The organism is Pseudoalteromonas sp. MMG012, from assembly GCF_018100875.1.
GTDB lineage: Bacteria > Pseudomonadota > Gammaproteobacteria > Enterobacterales > Alteromonadaceae > Pseudoalteromonas > Pseudoalteromonas aurantia.
Window position 1 is genome coordinate 22,826 of the sequence record NZ_JAGJEF010000029.1, and the last position, 20,091, is coordinate 42,916.

16 protein-coding genes are annotated in these 20,091 nt (G+C 40.9%); 9 read left to right on the forward strand and 7 right to left on the reverse strand.

Annotation, left to right across the window (positions count from 1 at the left end):
- Positions 1-229: 229 nt before the first annotated feature.
- Positions 230-595 (reverse strand): response regulator, encoded by a 366-nt coding sequence (locus J8L97_RS11625; RefSeq protein WP_192506648.1) that lies wholly within the window; start codon positions 593-595, stop codon positions 230-232.
- Between the two features lie 211 nt (positions 596-806).
- On the opposite strand from J8L97_RS11625, the gene J8L97_RS11630 reads away from it, so the two are divergent.
- Together J8L97_RS11630 and rdgC are read left to right on the forward strand one after the other, a co-directional pair.
- Positions 807-2,567, forward strand: coding sequence for a sensor histidine kinase (locus J8L97_RS11630; RefSeq protein ID WP_211049865.1), 1,761 nt, complete (start codon positions 807-809; stop codon positions 2,565-2,567).
- Between the two features lie 118 nt (positions 2,568-2,685).
- Positions 2,686-3,594 carry a recombination-associated protein RdgC gene (gene rdgC / locus J8L97_RS11635; protein ID WP_210996040.1) on the forward strand — a complete coding sequence of 303 codons (909 nt, stop codon included), beginning with the start codon at positions 2,686-2,688 and terminating at the stop codon, positions 3,592-3,594.
- Between the two features lie 251 nt (positions 3,595-3,845).
- Here the strand turns inward: rdgC and J8L97_RS11640 are convergent, their stop codons facing one another.
- Positions 3,846-4,685 carry an HDOD domain-containing protein gene (locus J8L97_RS11640; protein ID WP_192506645.1) on the reverse strand — a complete coding sequence of 280 codons (840 nt, stop codon included), beginning with the start codon at positions 4,683-4,685 and terminating at the stop codon, positions 3,846-3,848.
- Positions 4,686-4,915: 230 nt separating this feature from the next.
- Here J8L97_RS11640 and J8L97_RS11645 point away from each other — a divergent pair, with 230 nt between their 5' ends.
- Positions 4,916-6,595, forward strand: a complete 1,680-nt coding sequence (locus J8L97_RS11645; RefSeq protein WP_211049867.1) for a dipeptidyl-peptidase 3 family protein — start codon at positions 4,916-4,918, stop codon at positions 6,593-6,595.
- Positions 6,596-6,628: 33 nt separating this feature from the next.
- On the opposite strand, the gene J8L97_RS11650 is transcribed toward J8L97_RS11645, so the two are convergent.
- Positions 6,629-7,024, reverse strand: a complete 396-nt coding sequence (locus tag J8L97_RS11650; RefSeq protein WP_192506643.1) for an HIT domain-containing protein — start codon at positions 7,022-7,024, stop codon at positions 6,629-6,631.
- Between the two features lie 110 nt (positions 7,025-7,134).
- Here J8L97_RS11650 and J8L97_RS11655 point away from each other — a divergent pair, with 110 nt between their 5' ends.
- Entirely contained in the window at positions 7,135-9,357 is a 2,223-nt protein-coding gene (locus tag J8L97_RS11655) for a S9 family peptidase (protein WP_211049869.1), read from the forward strand.
- Between the two features lie 204 nt (positions 9,358-9,561).
- The gene (locus tag J8L97_RS11660; protein WP_211049871.1) at positions 9,562-11,196 is read left to right on the forward strand and encodes a methyl-accepting chemotaxis protein; all 1,635 of its coding nucleotides are present in this window, start codon (positions 9,562-9,564) and stop codon (positions 11,194-11,196) included.
- 115 nt (positions 11,197-11,311) lie between these two features.
- On the opposite strand, the gene J8L97_RS11665 is transcribed toward J8L97_RS11660, so the two are convergent.
- The 3 genes from J8L97_RS11665 to dinB form a co-directional block, all read right to left on the reverse strand.
- Entirely contained in the window at positions 11,312-12,844 is a 1,533-nt protein-coding gene (locus J8L97_RS11665) for a leucyl aminopeptidase family protein (protein ID WP_211049872.1), read from the reverse strand.
- Positions 12,845-12,939: 95 nt separating this feature from the next.
- Positions 12,940-14,625: a carbon starvation protein A gene (locus tag J8L97_RS11670; RefSeq protein ID WP_211049874.1), complete on the reverse strand. Its 1,686-nt coding sequence runs from the start codon at positions 14,623-14,625 to the stop codon at positions 12,940-12,942.
- A 72-nt stretch (positions 14,626-14,697) separates the two neighbouring features.
- Positions 14,698-15,759 (reverse strand): DNA polymerase IV, encoded by a 1,062-nt coding sequence (gene dinB / locus J8L97_RS11675; RefSeq protein WP_210996034.1) that lies wholly within the window; start codon positions 15,757-15,759, stop codon positions 14,698-14,700.
- A gap of 140 nt (positions 15,760-15,899) precedes the next feature.
- Between dinB and J8L97_RS11680 the strand changes: the two genes are divergently transcribed.
- The 4 genes from J8L97_RS11680 to J8L97_RS11695 all read left to right on the forward strand — a co-directional run bounded on the left by J8L97_RS11680 (position 15,900) and on the right by J8L97_RS11695 (position 19,304).
- Entirely contained in the window at positions 15,900-16,952 is a 1,053-nt protein-coding gene (locus J8L97_RS11680; RefSeq protein ID WP_210996033.1) for an aldo/keto reductase, read from the forward strand.
- A gap of 115 nt (positions 16,953-17,067) precedes the next feature.
- The gene (locus tag J8L97_RS11685; RefSeq protein WP_211049876.1) at positions 17,068-17,592 is read left to right on the forward strand and encodes an NUDIX hydrolase; all 525 of its coding nucleotides are present in this window, start codon (positions 17,068-17,070) and stop codon (positions 17,590-17,592) included.
- A 176-nt stretch (positions 17,593-17,768) separates the two neighbouring features.
- Positions 17,769-18,329, forward strand: coding sequence for a hypothetical protein (locus J8L97_RS11690; protein ID WP_211049878.1), 561 nt, complete (start codon positions 17,769-17,771; stop codon positions 18,327-18,329).
- 210 nt (positions 18,330-18,539) lie between these two features.
- Positions 18,540-19,304 carry an ABC transporter substrate-binding protein gene (locus tag J8L97_RS11695; protein WP_211049880.1) on the forward strand — a complete coding sequence of 255 codons (765 nt, stop codon included), beginning with the start codon at positions 18,540-18,542 and terminating at the stop codon, positions 19,302-19,304.
- Here the strand turns inward: J8L97_RS11695 and J8L97_RS11700 are convergent, their stop codons facing one another.
- Positions 19,305-20,018, reverse strand: a complete 714-nt coding sequence (locus J8L97_RS11700) for an SIMPL domain-containing protein (protein ID WP_211049882.1) — start codon at positions 20,016-20,018, stop codon at positions 19,305-19,307.
- Positions 20,019-20,091 lie beyond the last annotated feature (73 nt).

Here is a 20,091-nt window from a genome sequence, read left to right on the forward strand (position 1 = left end):
CACAGGCCTTTTAAATACGCACCGACCTATGCCACTATCCAGATTGGATGGTGGTTGTAATAATAATGGTCGAAGTGTTAAATTTTAATTTCATGAGTTAAGAGTGCCTGAAATGTAGGCGAAGTGTCAAGGCTAAAGTACAACAATCTTTATGCAATTTACTCACGTTAATGACAAACCTTTTCAAAAACATTGCTCATTATAGGAGAAAATGCATTATTTCTTCTTGCTAACGAATACCATACTGTCCAAGGAGCGTTAATAGTTGTTCTGCCGTAACCGGTTTTTCAATAAAATCTATTGCGCCTAAACCAATAACACGACTTTTCATCTCTGGCTGAATATCTGCTGAAATAACCACCACATAGGTTTCTATTTTGCGCTGCTTTATTGCCTCAAGCACACCCACACCGTCCAGCTCCGGCATAGTCAAATCAAGACAGAGTAAATCAATTTGCTGCTCCTCTAACATTGTCACAGCTTGCGCACCATTTTCAGCTTGCACAATCTTAGCCTCAAGTGCGCTAGACAAACAACGAACAACCTGTTTTCTTGCAACCCTTGAGTCATCACAAACTAATATAGAATAACTCATATCAAATATTTATCTTCCAATAACCCGTACGATGGCAATCATCAACTTATACCACATTTAATGATAATTCAGTAAGCCCCTAAACTATATATTCATTTAATAAGCACATTGTGTGCAATAATGTCAGATATTTATTTATTTTTAAGGCTTTATTAGCTAAGTTTAAGTACATATCCTGCTGTTGACCTAATTGAGGAGCCAAGGTTCATTCATGTTACAAAAAAGCCTATCGAAAAAGCTGCTCACGAATGTGCTATCGGTTTACTTTCTGTTGACCTTTGTTGTGACCTGTGGCCAAGTCGTTGCTGAATACGTCAATACGAAGGACTATATTCGTAATGAATTAACGATGCTACAAAAAACATTCAGTAGAAGTTTAACGCGTGCCATATGGGAACTTAATACCAAACAAACAGTTACTACTGCTGAAGGGTTACTTGCAATTCCGATGATTGAAGGGATCATTGTCCGCGATGACAGTGGAGAGATTATTTCTCAATTGGGCCGTTCGCTCGACATTCACGAGTTGTATAGTCAGCAGCTAGTACAAGAAGAAGCCATTATAGAAGATACCCCATCGGGGTTATTTGGGTACACATTTCCATTAATTTTTGAGTTTTCCGGCCGCGCAACACAAGTGGGTGATGTCACCCTGTTTTCTAGTAGAGAAGTCGTCTTTAGCCGAATCATGATCTCCATTTACTTCTTGATCGGTAATGCAATGATCAAGACGACATTCCTTATTATTTTATTTTTGATCGCATTTAGGCGTTTACTTACTGAGCCTTTAACAGATCTGACAGATCAAGTTGAGGACTTCGAATTAGACAATATTGATGCACAACGCATAGATATTGGCACAACTGAACGCAATGAACTTAAAGTCATGGAAGAAGCGTTCAATAAATTAATTGATAAAGTCGCTGAGTACCGAAAAAAGCTGGATCAAACACAAAAAGAGTTACTAATAAGTAATGAAAAACTTGATCAGCATAACTTGCAATTGGAACAAGAGGTGGCAAGAAAAACATCAAACCTTAGTCAAGCAATGATGGACTTACAACAACAAAAATATGAGCTAGAAAAGCAAAAGTTAACGCTTACAGAAGAAATAGATCTACGTCGCCAAACAGAACAAGAGCTATTAACTAAGCAAAAAGAACTTGAACGTTACCTCGACGAGCTAAATATGGCACAAGAGCGCTTGGTTGGATCTGAGAAAATGGCAGCCCTCGGTGGCCTTGTAGCTGGGATAACCCATGATATAAATACCCCAGTGGGTATAGGTGTGACCGCGACATCATTTTTACAGGAACGGTTACATCAGCTGGAGGCCGCTTATGAGGCAAAAACCTTATCTCCAAAAGCACTTGAGGAGTTTATTAATGAGGCCAAGCAAAGCACCAGCTTGTTAACAACCAACTTAGACAGAGCTTCTGAATTGGTCGCAAGCTTTAAGCAAATTGCGGTTGACCAAGCCAGTGAGGCCGTTCGTACTATTAACTTTAAAGAATACTTGGCAGAAGTTGTTCGTTCTTTACACCCTAAAATAAAAAAAACCAAGCATGATATTCATATTTCTTGCCCCGAAGATTTAACCCTGAACTTGCCTGCTGGCGCGATTAGCCAAATTTTTACCAATTTAATAATGAATTCACTCATTCATGGGTTTGAAGGAATTGACAAAGGCAACATAGATATAGAAATCACAGATGACAACGATGATGTACGTATTTTGTATAGAGACAATGGACGCGGTGTCAGTGCTGTGCAACTGGAGAAATTGTTTGACCCATTTTTCACAACTAAAAGAGATCAAGGCGGCAGTGGCTTAGGTACTCACATCACCTTAAATTTGGTAAAACAAACACTTAATGGCGATATAGAAGTAACCAGTGAAGAAGGTAAAGGTCTAGTATACCAAATCAGTTTCCCTAAAAACATGCAAGCACCATTGGCGATGTTTAGTTAGTCTGTTTACTTGAATACAGCAATCTCTTACCTTTGTTGTATTCAAGTTGCTTTAACACTTCCTTGTCTGAAAATTATTGTTATCATAGCGACCACTATTTAGCACGGATACCGTTTTTATGTGGTTTAGTAACCTGATCTGTTATCGATTCAAACAAGATATCTCATACAACCAAGAAGATTTTGAACAAGCATTAGAGCAAGATGTATTCCGCCCTTGTGGTAGCCAAGACATGAGTACATTTGGCTGGTCAAAAGCATTCGGTAAACATGGTAATAGCCTGTCACACTTTTCAAAAAACAGCATTTTAGTTTGCGCAAAACGCGAAGAGAAAGTGCTGCCTGCAGCTGTTGTTAATGACATGGTTGCAGAAAAAGTTGAACTTATCGAGCGCGAAGAGAACCGCCCAGTTAAGAAAAAAGAAAAAGACGAGTTAAAAGAAAATATTCTCGCGACTTTATTGCCACAAGCATTTAAGAAATCAAGTTTACAATTCGCTTTTATTGATCAAGAGAACGGCTGGGTTATCGTCAACAGCGCCAGCTTCAACAAGGCGGAAGAGTTATTGGCATTACTACGCAAATCACTTGGTACATTGCCCGTTGTTCCTGCTTTTGCCAATTATGACTTAGATGTGTTTTTGACCAATTGGTTAACTAAATTTGAAACACCAGATGGGTTTGCAATTGGTACCGATGCTGAATTAGAAGAACCGGATGACAATGGCGCGCAAGTAAAATTAAAGCAACATGATTTATCTACTGATGAAATCAAGCACCATTTAGAAAGTGGTAAACGTGTCACTAAGCTCGCCTTAGATTGGCGTGAGCGTGTTAAGTTTATGCTTCAAAATGACGGCTCGATTAAGCGCTTAAGTTACGCTGACGCACTGAAAGAACAAAATGCTGATATTCCAAAAGAAGATATGCTCGTAAAGCTCGATGCCGATTTTATTCTGGTAAGTGAAGAAATCAAAGAGCTGATAGATGAGTTAACACAAAGCTTAGGCGAAGCTGAAGACTTATAAACATTAGTTAACCTCAGGTTTGGATAAGGGTTTTGGAATAGAAAATATTTTGAAAACAAACTTACGTACAATCCAATGATGATATTTTGTTCAATATCAAGGCGCTTTTATACAGTAATAGCAGGCTATTACAAATGAAAGCAACGCCGAGAGTGAGAAAAATAGCTTTATTGGGCAAATTCGCCTATCCAGAGCTGAGGTTAGTTAGTAGTAAGGTGAGCTTCACCTTACTACTTTTTAAACGCGCGATGTTAAGCAAACATACTTTTTACATCTTCTAACGTCGATAAATATTCATCACTCGTAAACATGTCTAATGTACGCGTTACGCCCTTGGCTTCATAGGCGCTAAGCGCCGCAGCTTTATCAGACACTTGTAAGATGCCTTCAATAATCGCACCCACACGAATAAAGTCGACATAACAAACATGATCTGGTTTGTAGTTTGGATTGGACCAACTTTCAGCAACCTCAACAAAGTCATCGGTAAACCCCCACTCCCTCATGATTGCTCCGCCAATTTTACCCGCGAGCTTTTGTATTGCATGAGCTAAAAAGCTCGGGTTCGCGAACACTTCTGGATGACGCTCCGCTTCTGTTAAAATAGGCAAAACGCCAATGTTAAACACCAGTGATGCTAACGTAATGGTATCTTTATTTAGAGAGGTATGTTTATTTACGCGAAGATAAAAATCCATAGTCGTAATAGCTTGGCATGCCACTTTGAGCGTTTTTTGCCATGCCTTATCCATATACGTTCTGATCAACTTATTGTTCGATACAAACAATTGTTCCATCGCCATTGCTGTGGCGATATTTTTGATTTGTCGCAACCCAATTCGTGTAACAGCTTGGTTAAGTGTATTCACCTTAATTGAACGTCCCATAAACGCACTATTGGCAACTTTAATCATGCGGGCTGACAAAGCGGGATCTTGAGAAATAACCTCTGCCATCTGTGCTAAGTTTACTTCAGGATCATCTGCTGCTTGTCTTACTTTTACAGCAATTTCAGGTAAAGTGGGCAAAACAAGTGTATCGTTATTTATCCTATCAATAAGAATGGTCAGTAAGGCATTTTCTGTCGACATAAGCTATATCCCTTGGGTAGAAATTTTCTGGTGTGCACAATAAAGCACGCTTATTTTTATACCCTTTAGTATTGACTAAGTTAACCATAAAGTTAAGAAAAGTATAAAAAATATTCTTACTAATTCGCGTATGACTAATATTTACTGCCACTACAACGTACAAAGGCAGAAATCCATAAAACATTCGGGTATGGTAGATAGCCAAACAGATAACAACAAAAGAGTTACCCATGAAGCTTTCTAAAATTAGCCATGCACTGCTTATCGCCAGTGCGTTAACACTCAGTGCATGCTCAGAACCAGAAACAATAAATAACACGCAAACAAGCACCAAAGAAAATAATGACTACAACCTAATAAATACCAAGCAGTCGCGCCTTGATATTTATACAGACGTAACACTAACCAGTGATTTATCGCATTTGACTGATAATCAAAAGAAAATGCTCAGCAAATTAATCGATGCCTCTAAATTGATGGATGACCTATTCTGGAAGCAAAGCTTTGGAATGGATAAAACACAATTCTTAGGTAACATAGCGGATGAAAAAGTACGTCAATTTGCCGAGATCAATTATGGGCCATGGGATAGGCTCAATGGTGATAAAGTGTTTTTATCTGGCTTTGACCCTAAAACACCCGGCGCTGAATTTTACCCTCACAACATTACCAAAGAGGAATTAAACAGTTCATCGGTTAAAGACAAACAAGGCCTTTATTCAATTATCACACGTGATGACCAAGGCAACCTATCGAGTACTTCATATTCAGAAGTATTTCAAACCGAGCTAACAAAGGCAGCGTCTTTATTACGAGAAGCCAGTAAGTTAGCCGTTGACAAAGAATTTGCCAATTACCTCAACCTGCGTGCAGATGCATTATTAAATAATAGCTACCAACGCTCTGATTTCGCGTGGATGGATATGAAAAATAACCTCATTGATATCGTTATCGGCCCTATTGAAACCTATGAAGACCAGCTTTTCGGATATCGTGCAGGATTTGAGTCTTATGTACTTGTAAAAGATTTGGCATGGAGTGAACGTCTCGCTAAATTTGCCGCATTTTTACCAGAGCTACAGACTGGTTTGCCTGTCGATAAAAAATACAAACAAGAAGTACCTGGTTCTGATGCTGACCTAAACGCATATGATGTTATTTATTATGCTGGTCACTCCAACGCCGGCAGTAAAACAATTGCAATTAATTTACCTAATGATGAGCAAGTTCAATTAGAAAAAGGCACTCGCCGTTTGCAATTAAAAAATGCAATGCGCGCGAAGTTTGATAAAATCATGCTTCCAATTTCTGAACAATTAATTGTGCCCGAGCAACGTAAACATATTACATTCGACGCCTTTTTTGCCAATACCATGTTTCATGAAGTCGCACATGGACTGGGAATTAAAAATACCATTACTGATAAAGGTACCGTTCGTCAATCATTACAAGAGCATGCAAGTGCATTGGAAGAAGGGAAAGCTGACATTCTTGGTTTATACATGGTCGAGCAGTTACTTAAAAAAGGTGAGATAACAGAGGGAACATTGGAAGACTACTACACCACATTTATGGCTGGGATCTTCCGCTCTGTACGTTTTGGCGCATCAAGTGCCCATGGCAAAGCCAACATGATCCGCTTTAATTTCTTCAAAGAGCAAGGGGCATTCTCTAAAAATGCACAAGGTCTTTACAAAGTAAATATGAAGAAAATGGCGACTGCAATGAAAAACTTATCGCAGTTAATTCTTACTCTACAAGGTGATGGTGACTACGAAAAAGTAAGCCAACTTATTGCGACACATGGAAGCATTAAAGCAGAGTTGAAAGCAGATTTAGCAAAATTGTCTGCAGCCAACATTCCAGTTGATGTCACATTTACGCAAGGTAAAAAAGTACTCGGTTTGTAATACGGTACTTTAAATTTAACACCATAATGGGCGCTACAACGCTAGCGCCTTTTTTAGTGATATAAGTTGCTCATTTGAATAAGGCACTGCTGGATGTAAGCCCCAAACTGGATTCGGCCATGCAATATCATTTGTAAACCGCGCAATGTGATGCACATGTAATTGCGGCACCATATTACCTAAAGCTGCAATATTTAACTTATCTGGATTAAATACTTCTCGTAATAACTCACTAAGCTTCGCTGATTCGGACCAAAAAAGGCTCTGTTGAGATTGACTTAAATCAATGATCTCTTTTAAATTATCAACTCTTGGTACTAAAATAAACCACGGGTACTGGCTATCGTTCAACAATAGTACTTTGCATAACTGCCAATCAACTAACTCGATACAATCACGCTTTAATTCTGGGGCGAGCTCAAATGTCATAATTACCTCCACTTACACTTATTATTATGTGAACTCTATCCCAATTTGTTGCCATTGCCTATGCTTGCCTATAACATCCAACCAACAAATCACTTTGATAAGGCCCTCTTGTGCGAGTTACTCTTTCGTCTTTAGCGTTATGTCTGCCACTTATATTGTGCAGTGCAACCATTGCAGCAAAACCCCTCTCCCTTGAACGTATTTTTGATGACCCAAACTTAGCAGGCAAAGCCCCTGTTAAACTCAAATTTTCTCCTGGTGGCAAACGTGTCACGTATTTACAAGGTAAAACAAACGACTATAACCGTTACGACCTTTGGGAGTACAACCTAAAAGACAACTCTAACCGATTATTAGTTGACTCAGCTGCGCTGTTTTCTGGGCCTGAAACTTTATCTGACGAAGAAAAAGCCCGTCGTGAACGACAACGGGTTTTTGGTCGCGGTATTCTCGAATACAAATGGTCAAACGATGGAAAAGCCTTATTGTTTCCTTTAAATGGCGACCTATACCATTATCAAATAGACTCTGGAAAAAGTAAGAAACTAACAAATACACCTGCTTTTGAAACCGATGCTCGCTTCTCTCCGAAAGGCAACTATGTCTCATTTATTCGTGAGCAAAATTTATACGCACTTGAACTTGCCAGTGGCAAAGAAATCGCGCTCAGCACGGATGGCGGCGGCGTCATCAAAAATGGCATGGCTGAATTTGTTGCGCAAGAAGAAATGAGTCGCATGACCGGGTACTGGTGGTCAGGTGATGAGAAAAAAGTCGCCTTTACTCGTATCGATGAAAGCCCTGTAGAAGAAGCAATTCGTAACGAAATATATGCCGATGAAGTTAAACTATTCAATCAGCGTTACCCATTCACAGGTACAAGTAATGTCAAAATAGCCCTAGGTGTTGTTAAGCTGAATAACCAACAGGTTGACTGGATTGACTTAGGCAAAAATGAAGATATTTACATTGCCCGCGCTAAATGGCTTAAAGATGATAAAACACTGTCATATCAATGGCAAAATCGCTCTCAACAAGCATTAGAGCTGCGCTTTTATAATACCAAAACAAAACAGCAAACGGTTGCGCTAACAGAGCAAAGTGATACTTGGGTTAACTTACACTTTGACTTACGCTTCCTAGCCGACAAAAAACACTTTGTGTGGGCCTCTGAACGTGATGGATATAAACATTTATACCTCTATCGAACCAATGGCCAACTCATTCGCCAAATCACCAAAGGGGAGTGGATTGTCGATAGTATAAAAGGTATTGATGAGACTAAAGGGGTCATCTATTTTGCTGGTCGTGCAGATACACCTCTAGAACAACATTTATATAGCGCCCCTATATTCACATCAGGCAATACCAAACGCATCACACAAACGGGCAGCTATCATAAAATCGTTGTCGCCAAAGATGCTAAAACATTTATTGATAATAGCTCCTCAGTTAACAAACCCAACTCTGTCGCGCTACGTAAGGTAAATGGAGAGTTCATTACTTGGCTGGAGCAAAACAAGTTAGACAGTACTCACCCACTTACACCTTATTTGAGTAAGTTGGCGGAACCTGAGTATGGCACCATTAAAGCCGAAGACGGACAAACATTGCATTACCGTATTTTCAAACCTACAAATATGGAAAAAGGTAAAAAGCACCCTGTTATGGTCAATGTATACGGTGGACCACACGCACAGCGGGTTACCAACAGTTGGCGTAGTAAAAACCTTTACTTTCAATACATGGCACAACAAGGGTATGTGATTTTCCAATTAGATAACCGTGGTTCATATAACCGTGGGACAGCCTTTGAAGCGCCAATATATAAAAAGTTAGGTGTTGTCGAAGTAGATGACCAAATCAAAGGTGTTGAGTTCTTGCGCTCGCTTGATTACGTTGACCCGACAAGAATTGGTATTTACGGTCACAGTTACGGTGGGTATATGGCACTTATGGCTATGTTTAAAGCTGGTGATTATTTCCAAGCAGGTGTTTCAGGTGCCCCTGTAACTGATTGGGCTTTATATGACACCCATTACACTGAGCGCTACCTAGGGCACCCGCAAAGTAACGCAACAGGCTATGCACAAAGTGCTGTCTTCCCTTTTGCTGATAATTTAAATGGTCCATTGATGATTTATCATGGTATGGCTGATGACAACGTGTTATTTACTCATGCAACTAAACTCTTTAAACAGCTTCAAGACAATGCAAAACCATTCGAGATGATGACATACCCAGGTTCAAAGCACAGCTTACGCGGTAAGAAAGTGCAAACCCATTTACATCAAACGATCACAAACTTTTTTAACCGTCACTTCAACATGTAAATTTAGCCAAAAAGCCCATATTTGTGGGCTTTTTCTTAGACCAAAATCTAATTGTATTCCTTGTTAAAAAAACAAATAACTCTTTGCTTTTAAAGATAAAAACATCTTAAAAATGTACTGACAGACTCTCTTTATTTCTTTATCTTAAAACCTCGCCCGTTATCTTTATGCACAGGACTGTGTATTTTTAGCAAGGAGATTGATATGCAGATTTTAAGACGATTTACGATTTTTCAACGCCTTATGATGTTACTCATGGTAGTCATATTAGGACTAATTATTCTAAGTTTGACAAATTTAACTCAGCAGTACGCCACTCTAAAAAAACAACAATATGAAAAAACCAAAAATTTGGTCGAAACTGCACACAGCTTACTCTCTGTTTATCACCAACGACAAGTAACAGGCCTCTTAACAGAAGCTGCCGCTAAACATGCTGCGTTAACCGCAATCAAAGGGCTTACATATGACAGTAATAACTACTTTTGGGTCAATGATTTCACCCCAACGATGATTATGCACCCACTGAAACCACAGCTCAATGGAAAAAATTTAACGAATAGCAAAGACCCTGACGGGACCTCTTTATTTGTAGAGATGGTGGACAAGGTTGTCAGTCACGGGGAAGGATTTGTGCCTTACAAATGGCCTAAACCTGGCGCACAAACTCCGGTAGATAAAATATCATTTGTTAAAGGGTTTCTCCCATGGCAATGGGTAGTCGGTTCTGGGGTCTATTTAGATACCATTGATGACGAATTTTCAGAGCTTCGCTGGCGTATGATCTTAGATGTTATTATCATCGTTATTGTTTTAGCCATCCTTTGCACCATTATTAGTAACAGTATTTTAAATCCAATTCGTCTGACAACAAACATGATGAAAGATATCTCTCAAGGCCAAGGAGACTTAACCCAACAGCTGAACGAGCAAGGCAACGACGAAATTTCTCGGCTTTCACGGTACTTCAATTTATATACTGAAAAAATGCGTCAGTCCATTTCTCAAGTCGCTGAGAGTGCTGCACATTTGGGCCTCTTTGCTAACCAAGTAAATGAAGCAGGCGCCATAAACTTAACCCACATAGAACTACAAAATGACAATAGTCAGCAGGTTGCTACTGCCGTTGAACAAATGAGTACACAAATAACGGCAGTCAATGAAAATGCTCGTGCTGCTGAAGTCGCAGCCGCTGATGCACTACTAAATAGTGAACAGGATAAGCAAGTTGTTGCAAATACCATTACTGCCATTCAAACTCTGTCAACCCATATCCAAAGAGTAAGTAAAGTATCTGCAATTTTAGCAACCGAGAGTAATAACATCGGCTCTGTACTGGATGTCATTCGTGGTATTTCAGAGCAAACAAATTTACTTGCTCTTAATGCGGCAATTGAAGCAGCCAGAGCCGGAGAGCAAGGCCGAGGGTTTGCGGTCGTAGCCGATGAAGTGCGCACCCTAGCAAGTCGCACAGGGCAAAGCACTGACGAAATCCAAAAAATGATTGAAAAGTTGCAAAAAAATGCCCAAGAAACGGTGAGGGCCGTGCAGTTATGCCAAGAAATATCAACCAGTACAGTAAAACAAGCCTGCGGCACTAACCAATCCCTAGATGAAATTGGACGGTTAATCAAAGTGATAAGTAAAATGAATAGCGATATTGCAAGAGCAACTCAAGAACAAAACAGTGTTGCGCAAGAGGTCAGTTTACGTATTACCGATTTATCTAACGCTACCCACCAGTCTCTAGACACAACTCATTCCCTAACGGATGCCAGCCTTGATCTAAAACAATCCAGTCATCATTTGGATGACATCGTGCAGCGATTTAAGATTTAACTTATCCCAATGTACATTACAACTAGGCAACAAATAATGATATTCGCTGCCTAGTGTAATTTGGAGTGATTGAACTAACTACTGACGAAGTCCAGACCTGTTCACCACTCAACAGCTACAAACAATAGCGTGCAAATAGGCTAGATACCGTTGCAGCAGTTGGTTTTCCATGCTGCCAATCGCCCCCTTCAACACCACTTCCTGCAATGTCCATATGAACATATGGAATAGGCTGCTGTGCATCACAGCCGTGTTTATCTAGCCCACCTACTAACGCTAAAAATGCCATGGGAAATTGATGGCCCCTCGCTGTGATAGCGGATGGCGCATTATTACTTGAAATAACGTCATCAGCCAAAGTGCGTGGTTTTATAAAGTCATAATCTTCACGACGACTACGCGATAGCTCTGCACCATCAGCCCACAAATCTCCCATATCAGCCAATTGACGAGATATTTTTGCTGTACGTGCCGGCCCGTTTTCAACATAAGCACTATATGGACCCACTGCGCGTGCTGCATGCCCCGTCAGTGTCGCCACTGTAAATAGTTCAGGGTTAACTTGAGATTTAGCCAAATCCTTCATTTCACTCAGTAAGTCGCCCATGGCTAAACGTCCTTCAGCATCAGTATTACCTATCCGAACATTAAGACCTTCCCGGCATGTTACAATTTCATCTGGTACAAAACAATCTGAGCCAATTGAGTTACGTACAACGGCTAAGTAAGCAATAACTTTGACACCTTTAGGTTGATATTCAGCAACGGCTTTCATAAAACCAGCTACAGATGCTGCCCCGCCTTTGTCTCGGCTCATACCAGCCATAAAACCACCCACTTTCAAATCAGCACCACCAGTATCGTATACCAAGCCTTTACCAACAAACATTAGAGTACGGGTTACTTCATCTGTCGGCGTATACTCCAACTTAACAACACGAGGGTGATGACGTTCAACAGCATAAGATGCACGCGCTACCATACCCAGCATGGGGTAGTCATTTTCAATTTTACCAATATCTGATATCACTTCAACGGCCACAGAGGTGTTCACAAATAATGCTTCACAGTAATCAGCAAAACGTGGCGGTGCCATTCTTTCAGGCTCTGTGCCACATAAATCTCTGGCAGCATATTGACCTGCAGCAATCGCATTTAATTGCTTCGTCTGCATTTCAGTCGCCCCGACCATATGTATTACAGTAATAGGCTCAATACTCTCACCACGATATTCACGTGCTTCAAGCGGTTGCCACAATGCTTGACAAGTGCCTAAAAAAGCCACTTCTAATGCGTTTTTGTAGCGCTCATCAGCAGGTAATCCTACAACCATCAGTGCAGGGTTTGTCACACCGGCTGCTTTTGCTTCTGTAATCGCCGATTTAGCTGCATCAAATACGCGGCGTACATCATCATAATCGCGGTGCAATGGTCCAGTAGGCGACACAATCAAACGTTTGCCAGGCAAGTCATTGGCAAGCACCAACGTTGCTTTACTGGCGATACGTTGATCGACCGCCAAGTAGGGGGCCAAAGTGGCATTCAATTGAGTATGACCAAGATCATGCACATTGGCTGCGATTACAATCACTGCATCTGCATCTTGAGTTAAAAAATCATGACAGGGTAACGCGAGAGGAAAAGACATAAAAAGGGCCCTTAAAGAGTAACTTAAGGGCCCAATTATCAGCTATTGAGTGGGGGTTTACCAGTTTGTGCGATAAACCTCAAATTGCATTTGTATCACTGAGTTTGCTTATGCGTAGCGTTATCTTTCCTAAGCCGAGTGATTACTGACCAAGCTTCTAACATCACTAACACGCTCACAACGAGTACGACAATATCTAAACTCACCAATAACCAATTTCCTTGCTCATAATATTCAACAAGCTTAATTAACCCAGCAAAAAAAGCCATCACCAGCACAAAGCTCATTGGGATCAAAGTAAATTTTGCAGGACGACCCAGCTTAATTAAATACACAGAAATCACCAATAACGTTAAGCTGGCTAATATTTGATTGGTTGAGCCGAATAATGGCCAAATGATCATCCCACCGCTACCTGACGCCCCACCAGCACCAAAAGCGAGTAACAAACAACATGCGACGGCGATAAATGTCGCGATTACACCATTTTTGAGCAATGTCAGCTGATAAATATCCCCCCACTCTTGGATAATGTAACGCTGCAATCTCACCCCTGAATCCATCGTCGTTCCAGCAAACAAAACCACCATCACAGCGAGTAAAGTCGCTGCTATTTCAGCTGAAATCCCCCATCCATTACTGATTAAATTCGACCCTCCAGTAATAAATGCAGATACACTCCCAGCGCCCAAATGACTATATATTTCATGCCACTCTTCAGGTGATACAGCAAGCATAACGCCACTCACAGCAACCAATGTGATCAAAGCCAAACACCCTTCACCTACGGCGCCCAAATACCCAACAAACCGGCCATCGGACTCTTTGTTTAATTGCTTTGAACTGGTGCCAGAAGAAACAATGCCGTGAAAGCCTGATACAGCACCACAGGCAATCGTGACAAATAACAAAGGAATGATACTTGGCGTATCAACAACGGTTTGCGTATTAAACGCCGGCGCCGTGATATCAGGCATCACCACAAACACCGCTCCGTACAAGAGCACTAAACCAACCAAGAGTTGCATACCATTAATAAAGTCTCTCGGTTGCAATAACATCCATACAGGTAGTAAGGACGCCACTGCGGCATAAATAAATAAGATCACAATCCAGCTGGCTTTGTCTGTCAGTCCGAGCAACTCACTTGGCAACGAAATTGGCGCACCTGACCCCATGTAAATTGTTGCATATAAAATAGCCACACCGACTATACATAAAGGGACTAAGGGGACTTTTCGCTTCAACAATTGGCCAATCACTAAAGCTACAATAATGGCAGACCAAGCAGGTAATACTGCAGTTGGGTTCGCGACAAATGAATTCGCGATCACCACACCAAATACCGCATTTACCATCAGTAGCACTAAGAATACGACGATCATAAATAATGCGCGCGTGCGTTTACCAATAACCGTTTCTGAGAGTGCGCCCATTGATTTGCCTTTATGGCGCGTACTTGCCCATAAAGCGCCCATATCATGCACGCCAGCAAAGAAAATTGTGCCTAAAACAACCCATAAGACCGCGGGTACCCACCCCCAATACACCGCTATCGCAGGCCCTACGATAGGTGCTGCTCCTGCCACAGACGTAAAATGATGCCCCCATAAAACAACTTTGTTGGTTGGCACATAATCAACACCATCGTTCAACTCATGGGCTGGAGTGACAAAGCCATCATCCATTTTAAATATTTTTTCAGCAATGAACTTCGAATACACAAACCATCCAAATATCATTCCAGCAATACCAAACAGTACAATCATAATCGATTGCATAGTGGGCTCCCGTTAATTATTATTTTTTGTTAACTTTACGTTATCATAAATACAGCCCACAGCACTTATCTTTTAGTCTAAATCAAATAAACCGAGTTGAGGTTGGCTGTGCTTTGAATCTAATAACCCAATCTGAATACCGATAAGCCGGACGGGTTTGTGTCGATAACGCGCCAATAACTCATTCAATAAGTTGCACAACACATTGGCATCTAACACATCGAATTGACACTCTTTGCTGACTTGTTGAAAATCGAAAAACTTAACTTTCACTCCTAACTTAGCAATACCCCGCTCTTGAATATGCTTGACAGCTCGACGATTGAGCTCTGGTAATAAATCATTGACTAAACGTGCTTTTAGTATTTCAAACTCACTCGTATCTTCACTAAATGTGGTTTCTACTCCTACTGATTTTCTTACTCTATGGGTCTCGACACCACGCTCATCAATCCCCTGACATCGACGCCATAACACGCCACCAAACTTGCCAAAGCGCTGAGTTAAAAAATGCTCTTCACACGCTTTGATGTCTTTTCCGTACGCCAACCCCATCGCTTGTAGCTTTTGTTGCGTCACCTTACCAACACCAGGTATTTTTTTAAGCGCGAGTGTATCAATGAAATCGCCCACCTCTGATGGGGTGATCACAAACTGTCCATTGGGTTTATTTTCATCACTGGCTATTTTGGCTAAAAACTTAATTGGGGCAACACCAGCAGAAGCCGTTAATCCGGTTGCATCAAAAATATCTGCACGAATTTTTTCAGCAATTAACGTCGCACTGCCAGCGCAGTGCCGACTGTCAGTCACATCTAAATATGCTTCATCTAACGACAGCGGTTCTATCAAATTTGTATATTTTGAAAACACCGCTCTAATTTGCACCGAAGCCTCTTTATAAACAGGCATTCGCCCCGGAACAATGACTAAGTTTGGACAGAGTTTCTTAGCCTGATAGTTAGACATAGCAGAACGAACACCAAACTCTCTTGCTAAGTAATTTGCCGTTGACAAGACACCTCGGTGACTATTTCCACCAATAGCCATAGGCACATTTGCCAGCTCAGGGTTGTCTCGCATTTCCACCGCAGCATAAAAGCAATCCATATCAATGTGTATAAATTTACGCATCACAAACTAAACTGTATTTATATACAGTTATTATGACCCTAAATTTCCTATTTATGCAACTTTTCCTATTCCCTTATTTACACTACAATGTTAACTCTTCAGACTTATCACAGTCACTTCAATAACAACAAGGAGTTAGCATGCAATTTAGTCGTTTAGGCCGCAGCCAACTTAATGTCTCTCGCATCTGTTTAGGCAGCATGACTTGGGGTTTACAAAATAATCAACATGACGCCGATGAACAAATTAATTATGCATTAAGCAGAGGCGTAAACTTTATTGATACTGCTGAGATGTATGCTGTCCCCCCATCACCGCAAACTTATGGTAAAACAGAAGCGATTATTGGTAACTGGTTAACTCGCCACAAAGAGAAGCGTGACCAACTCATCATCGCCACTAAAATCGCAGGCCCAGGGCTCAGTTGGGTTAGAAATGGCGCACCTATCTCTGGCCAGTCTATTATCGAAGCCGTTGATGATTCATTAGCGCGCTTGAATACAGACTACATTGATGTGTACCAACTACATTGGCCCAACCGCAGTACACCCCACTTCGCCAAACACCAACCTGGTGAAATCAACTTTTCAAACGTGAATTCTGAGCAAGAAACTGCCGATATGCTGGATATTTTACAAGGGCTTGCACACTGTATTGAAGCCGGAAAAATTAGGCACTGGGGTCTATCCGATGACACAACATGGGGCATAAATACATACCTTAGACTTGCACGTGAACACAGCTTGCCTGCGCCAGTATCTATTCAGAATGAATTTAGCTTATTACATGCTAAAGACTGGCCGTATCTCATTGAAAACTGTGTTCACGAAGATATCGCCTATTTACCATGGTCACCTTTAGCAGCCGGCATGCTGACAGGGAAATACATCGATGGTGCTCGCCCTGCTGGTAGTCGATGGACTTTGATGCAACGGCAAGGGCTATTTAGAGATACTGAATATAGTAACCAAGCGACGAAACTTTATGTCGATATCGCGAAAAGCCATGGATTAACGCCGGCTCAATTGGCGCTGGCATGGTGCAACCAAGTCGATGGTGTCACATCGACTATTATCGGTGCAACCAACATGTCACAACTCAAGGAAAACTTAAACGCGTTCGAGCAATCACTGGCGAGTGAAGTACTCGAAGAGATAACGCAAGTATTTAAACAATACCCAGCACCGTTTTAAACCGCTACACGTCCCGACCAAGGAAAAAACACCACATTCTTTTTTTCCTTGGTTTTGTATCTGGCATCATTTTACGTATAATTACGGGCTTTGTGATCATCGGCCCTTGTTTTTTATGCGTAGTTTAAACTCAACCCCCGTAAAACCTCTGCTGGGGACCCAATTTACCCGCCAAACAACGCGGGCTATCGTGCTCGATGGTGATAAAATATTACTCTTGTATACGGCTAGATATGACGACTACACCCTGCCTGGTGGTGGCGTTGACTCTGGTGAATCTATCCAAGACGCGCTACTTAGGGAGTTACAAGAAGAAACGGGAGTGAGACAAATAACCCAGATTGAAGCTTTTGGCAGATATGAAGAGTATCGACCCTGGTACAAAAACGACTTTGATGTGATTCACATTGTTTCAGATTGCTACATATGTGCTATTTGCGGTCACTTTGATACACCGAAAATGGAAGACTATGAAACCGCTAACGGTATGTCTCCAATGTGGGTTGATATAAATACGGCAATCGAGCACAACAAAAAAACCCTCGCAAACAGTCAAAAGCAAGGCCTATCACTCATTAGGGAAATCTCTCTACTTGAGCAAATCAAAGATCACTATATGACAAGCAGCCATAGCAAATAGTGGTTAACGCCTTAACATAGAAATTCAGCATCGATACTTTATCGACCATAACAAAGGCTGTTTATTCAAGGTTCACAACTATGAATGGTGTAGGTTATGAGTAAAGCCCTTTGTCTAAAAGGAACTTTCTAGACACCTATTTGTCATAACGTCACTTTTGATATTGGGGTTTCTACGTGCAACTTACTATAAAAACAGTGCTTTACTCTGCTGTATTACACATTGCCGTTTTATACTTATTCAATTCACAAAACCACATTACGATTCCCCATTCGATAACCCCGGTGCTAAAAACTTATTTAGTTATAGAGACTAACAATAGACTTTATCAAAAAAAGCTTAACTTAGAACCGTTAGTGCCAATCAAAAAAAGCCTCACACCAGATCCGAATAAAACACGTCCTATACCGACATCGCTCAAGCCAGTATCAGACTCCCAGCCTCATTCCCCAAAAACCACAAAGATGCCAACAACAAAATTTGATATTAATCCACGTAAATTTCTACAACACGTTAAAGCTCAAGGTCTGGCGCATACGACTCCTCTTTCTTCGAGTCCACACAACCGAAAAAATAAACGCATCATCGCACACACCCTAAATACGCTAAATAAACAACCAAAAGTCATCGCAATGAACCACACGTTTACTGAATACCAGCATAATAATACGTGCTATAAAGTATTTACTGGTGACGTTAACAATCGCGTTGCAGACTCAGGGTTAACCACGCAATGACAAAGTTTACCTTATACCTGTAACAACACCAAGATAACTCAAGCATACGACAAAGTAATGAATAAATGGCTTAAAAAAAAGCCATAACACTTGCATTAAAAACAAGTAAACAACTAATAAATAAGAACTTTAAATTAAAAGTAGAATTACCTCTATCCCTTCACGATTAAATTCCCTACAATCAAAAATCAATATTGAGGAGGTAGGTGTATGCGCAGTACTCTTTATATGTTCATTTCCTTGCTTTTTCTCGGGGTAAAGCACGGCTATGCACAACCACTCGTATTTGTTGCTGAAGATTTACCTCCTTACCACTTTTCCGATAAAAATGGTAATGCTGCTGGCGCGCTCGTTGATATCACTAAAGCCGTCTTACATGAAGCGCAATTACAGGGGCAGTTTGAAATTATGCCGATGGCACGGGCTTACCATGAGTTACAAAATAACCCCTTAGCATTAATGATGTCCTTACTTAAAACCTCCTCTCGCGCATCACAATTTACTTGGCTTGGACAACTTTATTTCGCTGATGCTTATCTGGTTAGTTTAAAAGGCTCCCCTCATCATGTTTCTACGCTTAATGATGCACAACAATTTAGGGTCGGCACAATTAGAGGGTATTCTAGTGCGCGATATTTACAAAGTGCAGGCTTTGTAGAAGATAAAAATCTTCTTCTTGCCAGTCACTATCAACAATTATGGCATGTGTTATTTAAGCGCAGAGTTGATTTTGTGATGACAAATACCCTTACACTTGAAAAAGAGTTAAAAAATTCTGGGTATAGTGCCCTCAAAGTCGAAAAAAAGTTACATATTACCCACTTCCCTTCCGCTTTACATTTGGTAGCCAATAAGCAAATACCCAATAATATCTGCCAACGCCTCGCCATAGCACTGCAAAGCATAAAAAAGAAAGGGCTTTATCAACAAATACTGGCTAGGTGGAAACTCAAGGTCCCCCCCCAAAAAAAATGACTAATCCGCCAAGTAATACTCAACACTTGTTACAACCCGTACCAATTTAATATGTGGTGTATTACTGTCTCTATCACGAATACTAAACTGCCCCTGTCGAGCCGATTTAATTTTTCCTAGTTGAGAGTCTGAGTCTTTCGCAAACTTCAACGCAACTTCTCTCGCTTTTTGTGTCGCCAACTGCACCATCTCAGGTTTAATATCATTGAGCTGGGTAAACATATACTCTACCCTATTTTGATAATCATCCTGGGTAATAGCAATGCCCTGCTTTGCGAGCTGACTTAGCTGAGAAAATGTTGTTTTTACCTTATCTGGCGAATGACTAAATACGGTCATGCCTGCTTTCGCGACATAGCGAAAACCACGTTCACTCTGGTTATATTCTTGTGCATATTTATCAACAATAGAAGGAGCAGACACACTAATCTCTTCATCATCAAAACCTTGCAGCACTAGAAATGCGCGAATCGCCGAGTTTTTCTCATCAACACGCGCCATTAATGCATCTAGATTATTGTCTGCATCTTTGTAAAATACAGGCCAAATAACGGTATCCGCTGACACTTCCTGCTCGGCTAACCCCTTAACCTGAACCGTTCTTTCCATTGCTTTAATATCAGCAATGGTATTGATGATCAGCCACGTACTCACAATAACCCCCAAAGCCAGAACTATCGAAGCGCCTATGTGCTTTGTCATATCTACAGGCATGTCACTTTTCTCCTAAAATAAGTTGTCAGATCAAAGTCTAACCTTAATAGGCTAGATCGTCGCTAAAAAAATG

Bases quoted from the DNA above. Each gene is read 5' to 3' on its own strand.
- rdgC (WP_210996040.1), top strand. From the start codon at position 2,686: ATGTGGTTTAGTAACCTGATCTGTTATCGATTCAAACAAGATATCTCA.
- J8L97_RS11645 (WP_211049867.1), top strand. From the start codon at position 4,916: ATGAAGCTTTCTAAAATTAGCCATGCACTGCTTATCGCCAGTGCGTTA.
- J8L97_RS11640 (WP_192506645.1), bottom strand. From the start codon at position 4,685: ATGTCGACAGAAAATGCCTTACTGACCATTCTTATTGATAGGATAAAT.
- J8L97_RS11685 (WP_211049876.1), top strand. From the start codon at position 17,068: ATGCGTAGTTTAAACTCAACCCCCGTAAAACCTCTGCTGGGGACCCAA.
- J8L97_RS11695 (WP_211049880.1), top strand. From the start codon at position 18,540: ATGCGCAGTACTCTTTATATGTTCATTTCCTTGCTTTTTCTCGGGGTA.
- J8L97_RS11660 (WP_211049871.1), top strand. From the start codon at position 9,562: ATGCAGATTTTAAGACGATTTACGATTTTTCAACGCCTTATGATGTTA.
- J8L97_RS11670 (WP_211049874.1), bottom strand. From the start codon at position 14,625: ATGCAATCGATTATGATTGTACTGTTTGGTATTGCTGGAATGATATTT.
- J8L97_RS11680 (WP_210996033.1), top strand. From the start codon at position 15,900: ATGCAATTTAGTCGTTTAGGCCGCAGCCAACTTAATGTCTCTCGCATC.
- J8L97_RS11630 (WP_211049865.1), top strand. From the start codon at position 807: ATGTTACAAAAAAGCCTATCGAAAAAGCTGCTCACGAATGTGCTATCG.
- J8L97_RS11700 (WP_211049882.1), bottom strand. From the start codon at position 20,018: ATGCCTGTAGATATGACAAAGCACATAGGCGCTTCGATAGTTCTGGCT.
- J8L97_RS11625 (WP_192506648.1), bottom strand. From the start codon at position 595: ATGAGTTATTCTATATTAGTTTGTGATGACTCAAGGGTTGCAAGAAAA.
- J8L97_RS11650 (WP_192506643.1), bottom strand. From the start codon at position 7,024: ATGACATTTGAGCTCGCCCCAGAATTAAAGCGTGATTGTATCGAGTTA.
- J8L97_RS11665 (WP_211049872.1), bottom strand. From the start codon at position 12,844: ATGTCTTTTCCTCTCGCGTTACCCTGTCATGATTTTTTAACTCAAGAT.
- dinB (WP_210996034.1), bottom strand. From the start codon at position 15,759: ATGCGTAAATTTATACACATTGATATGGATTGCTTTTATGCTGCGGTG.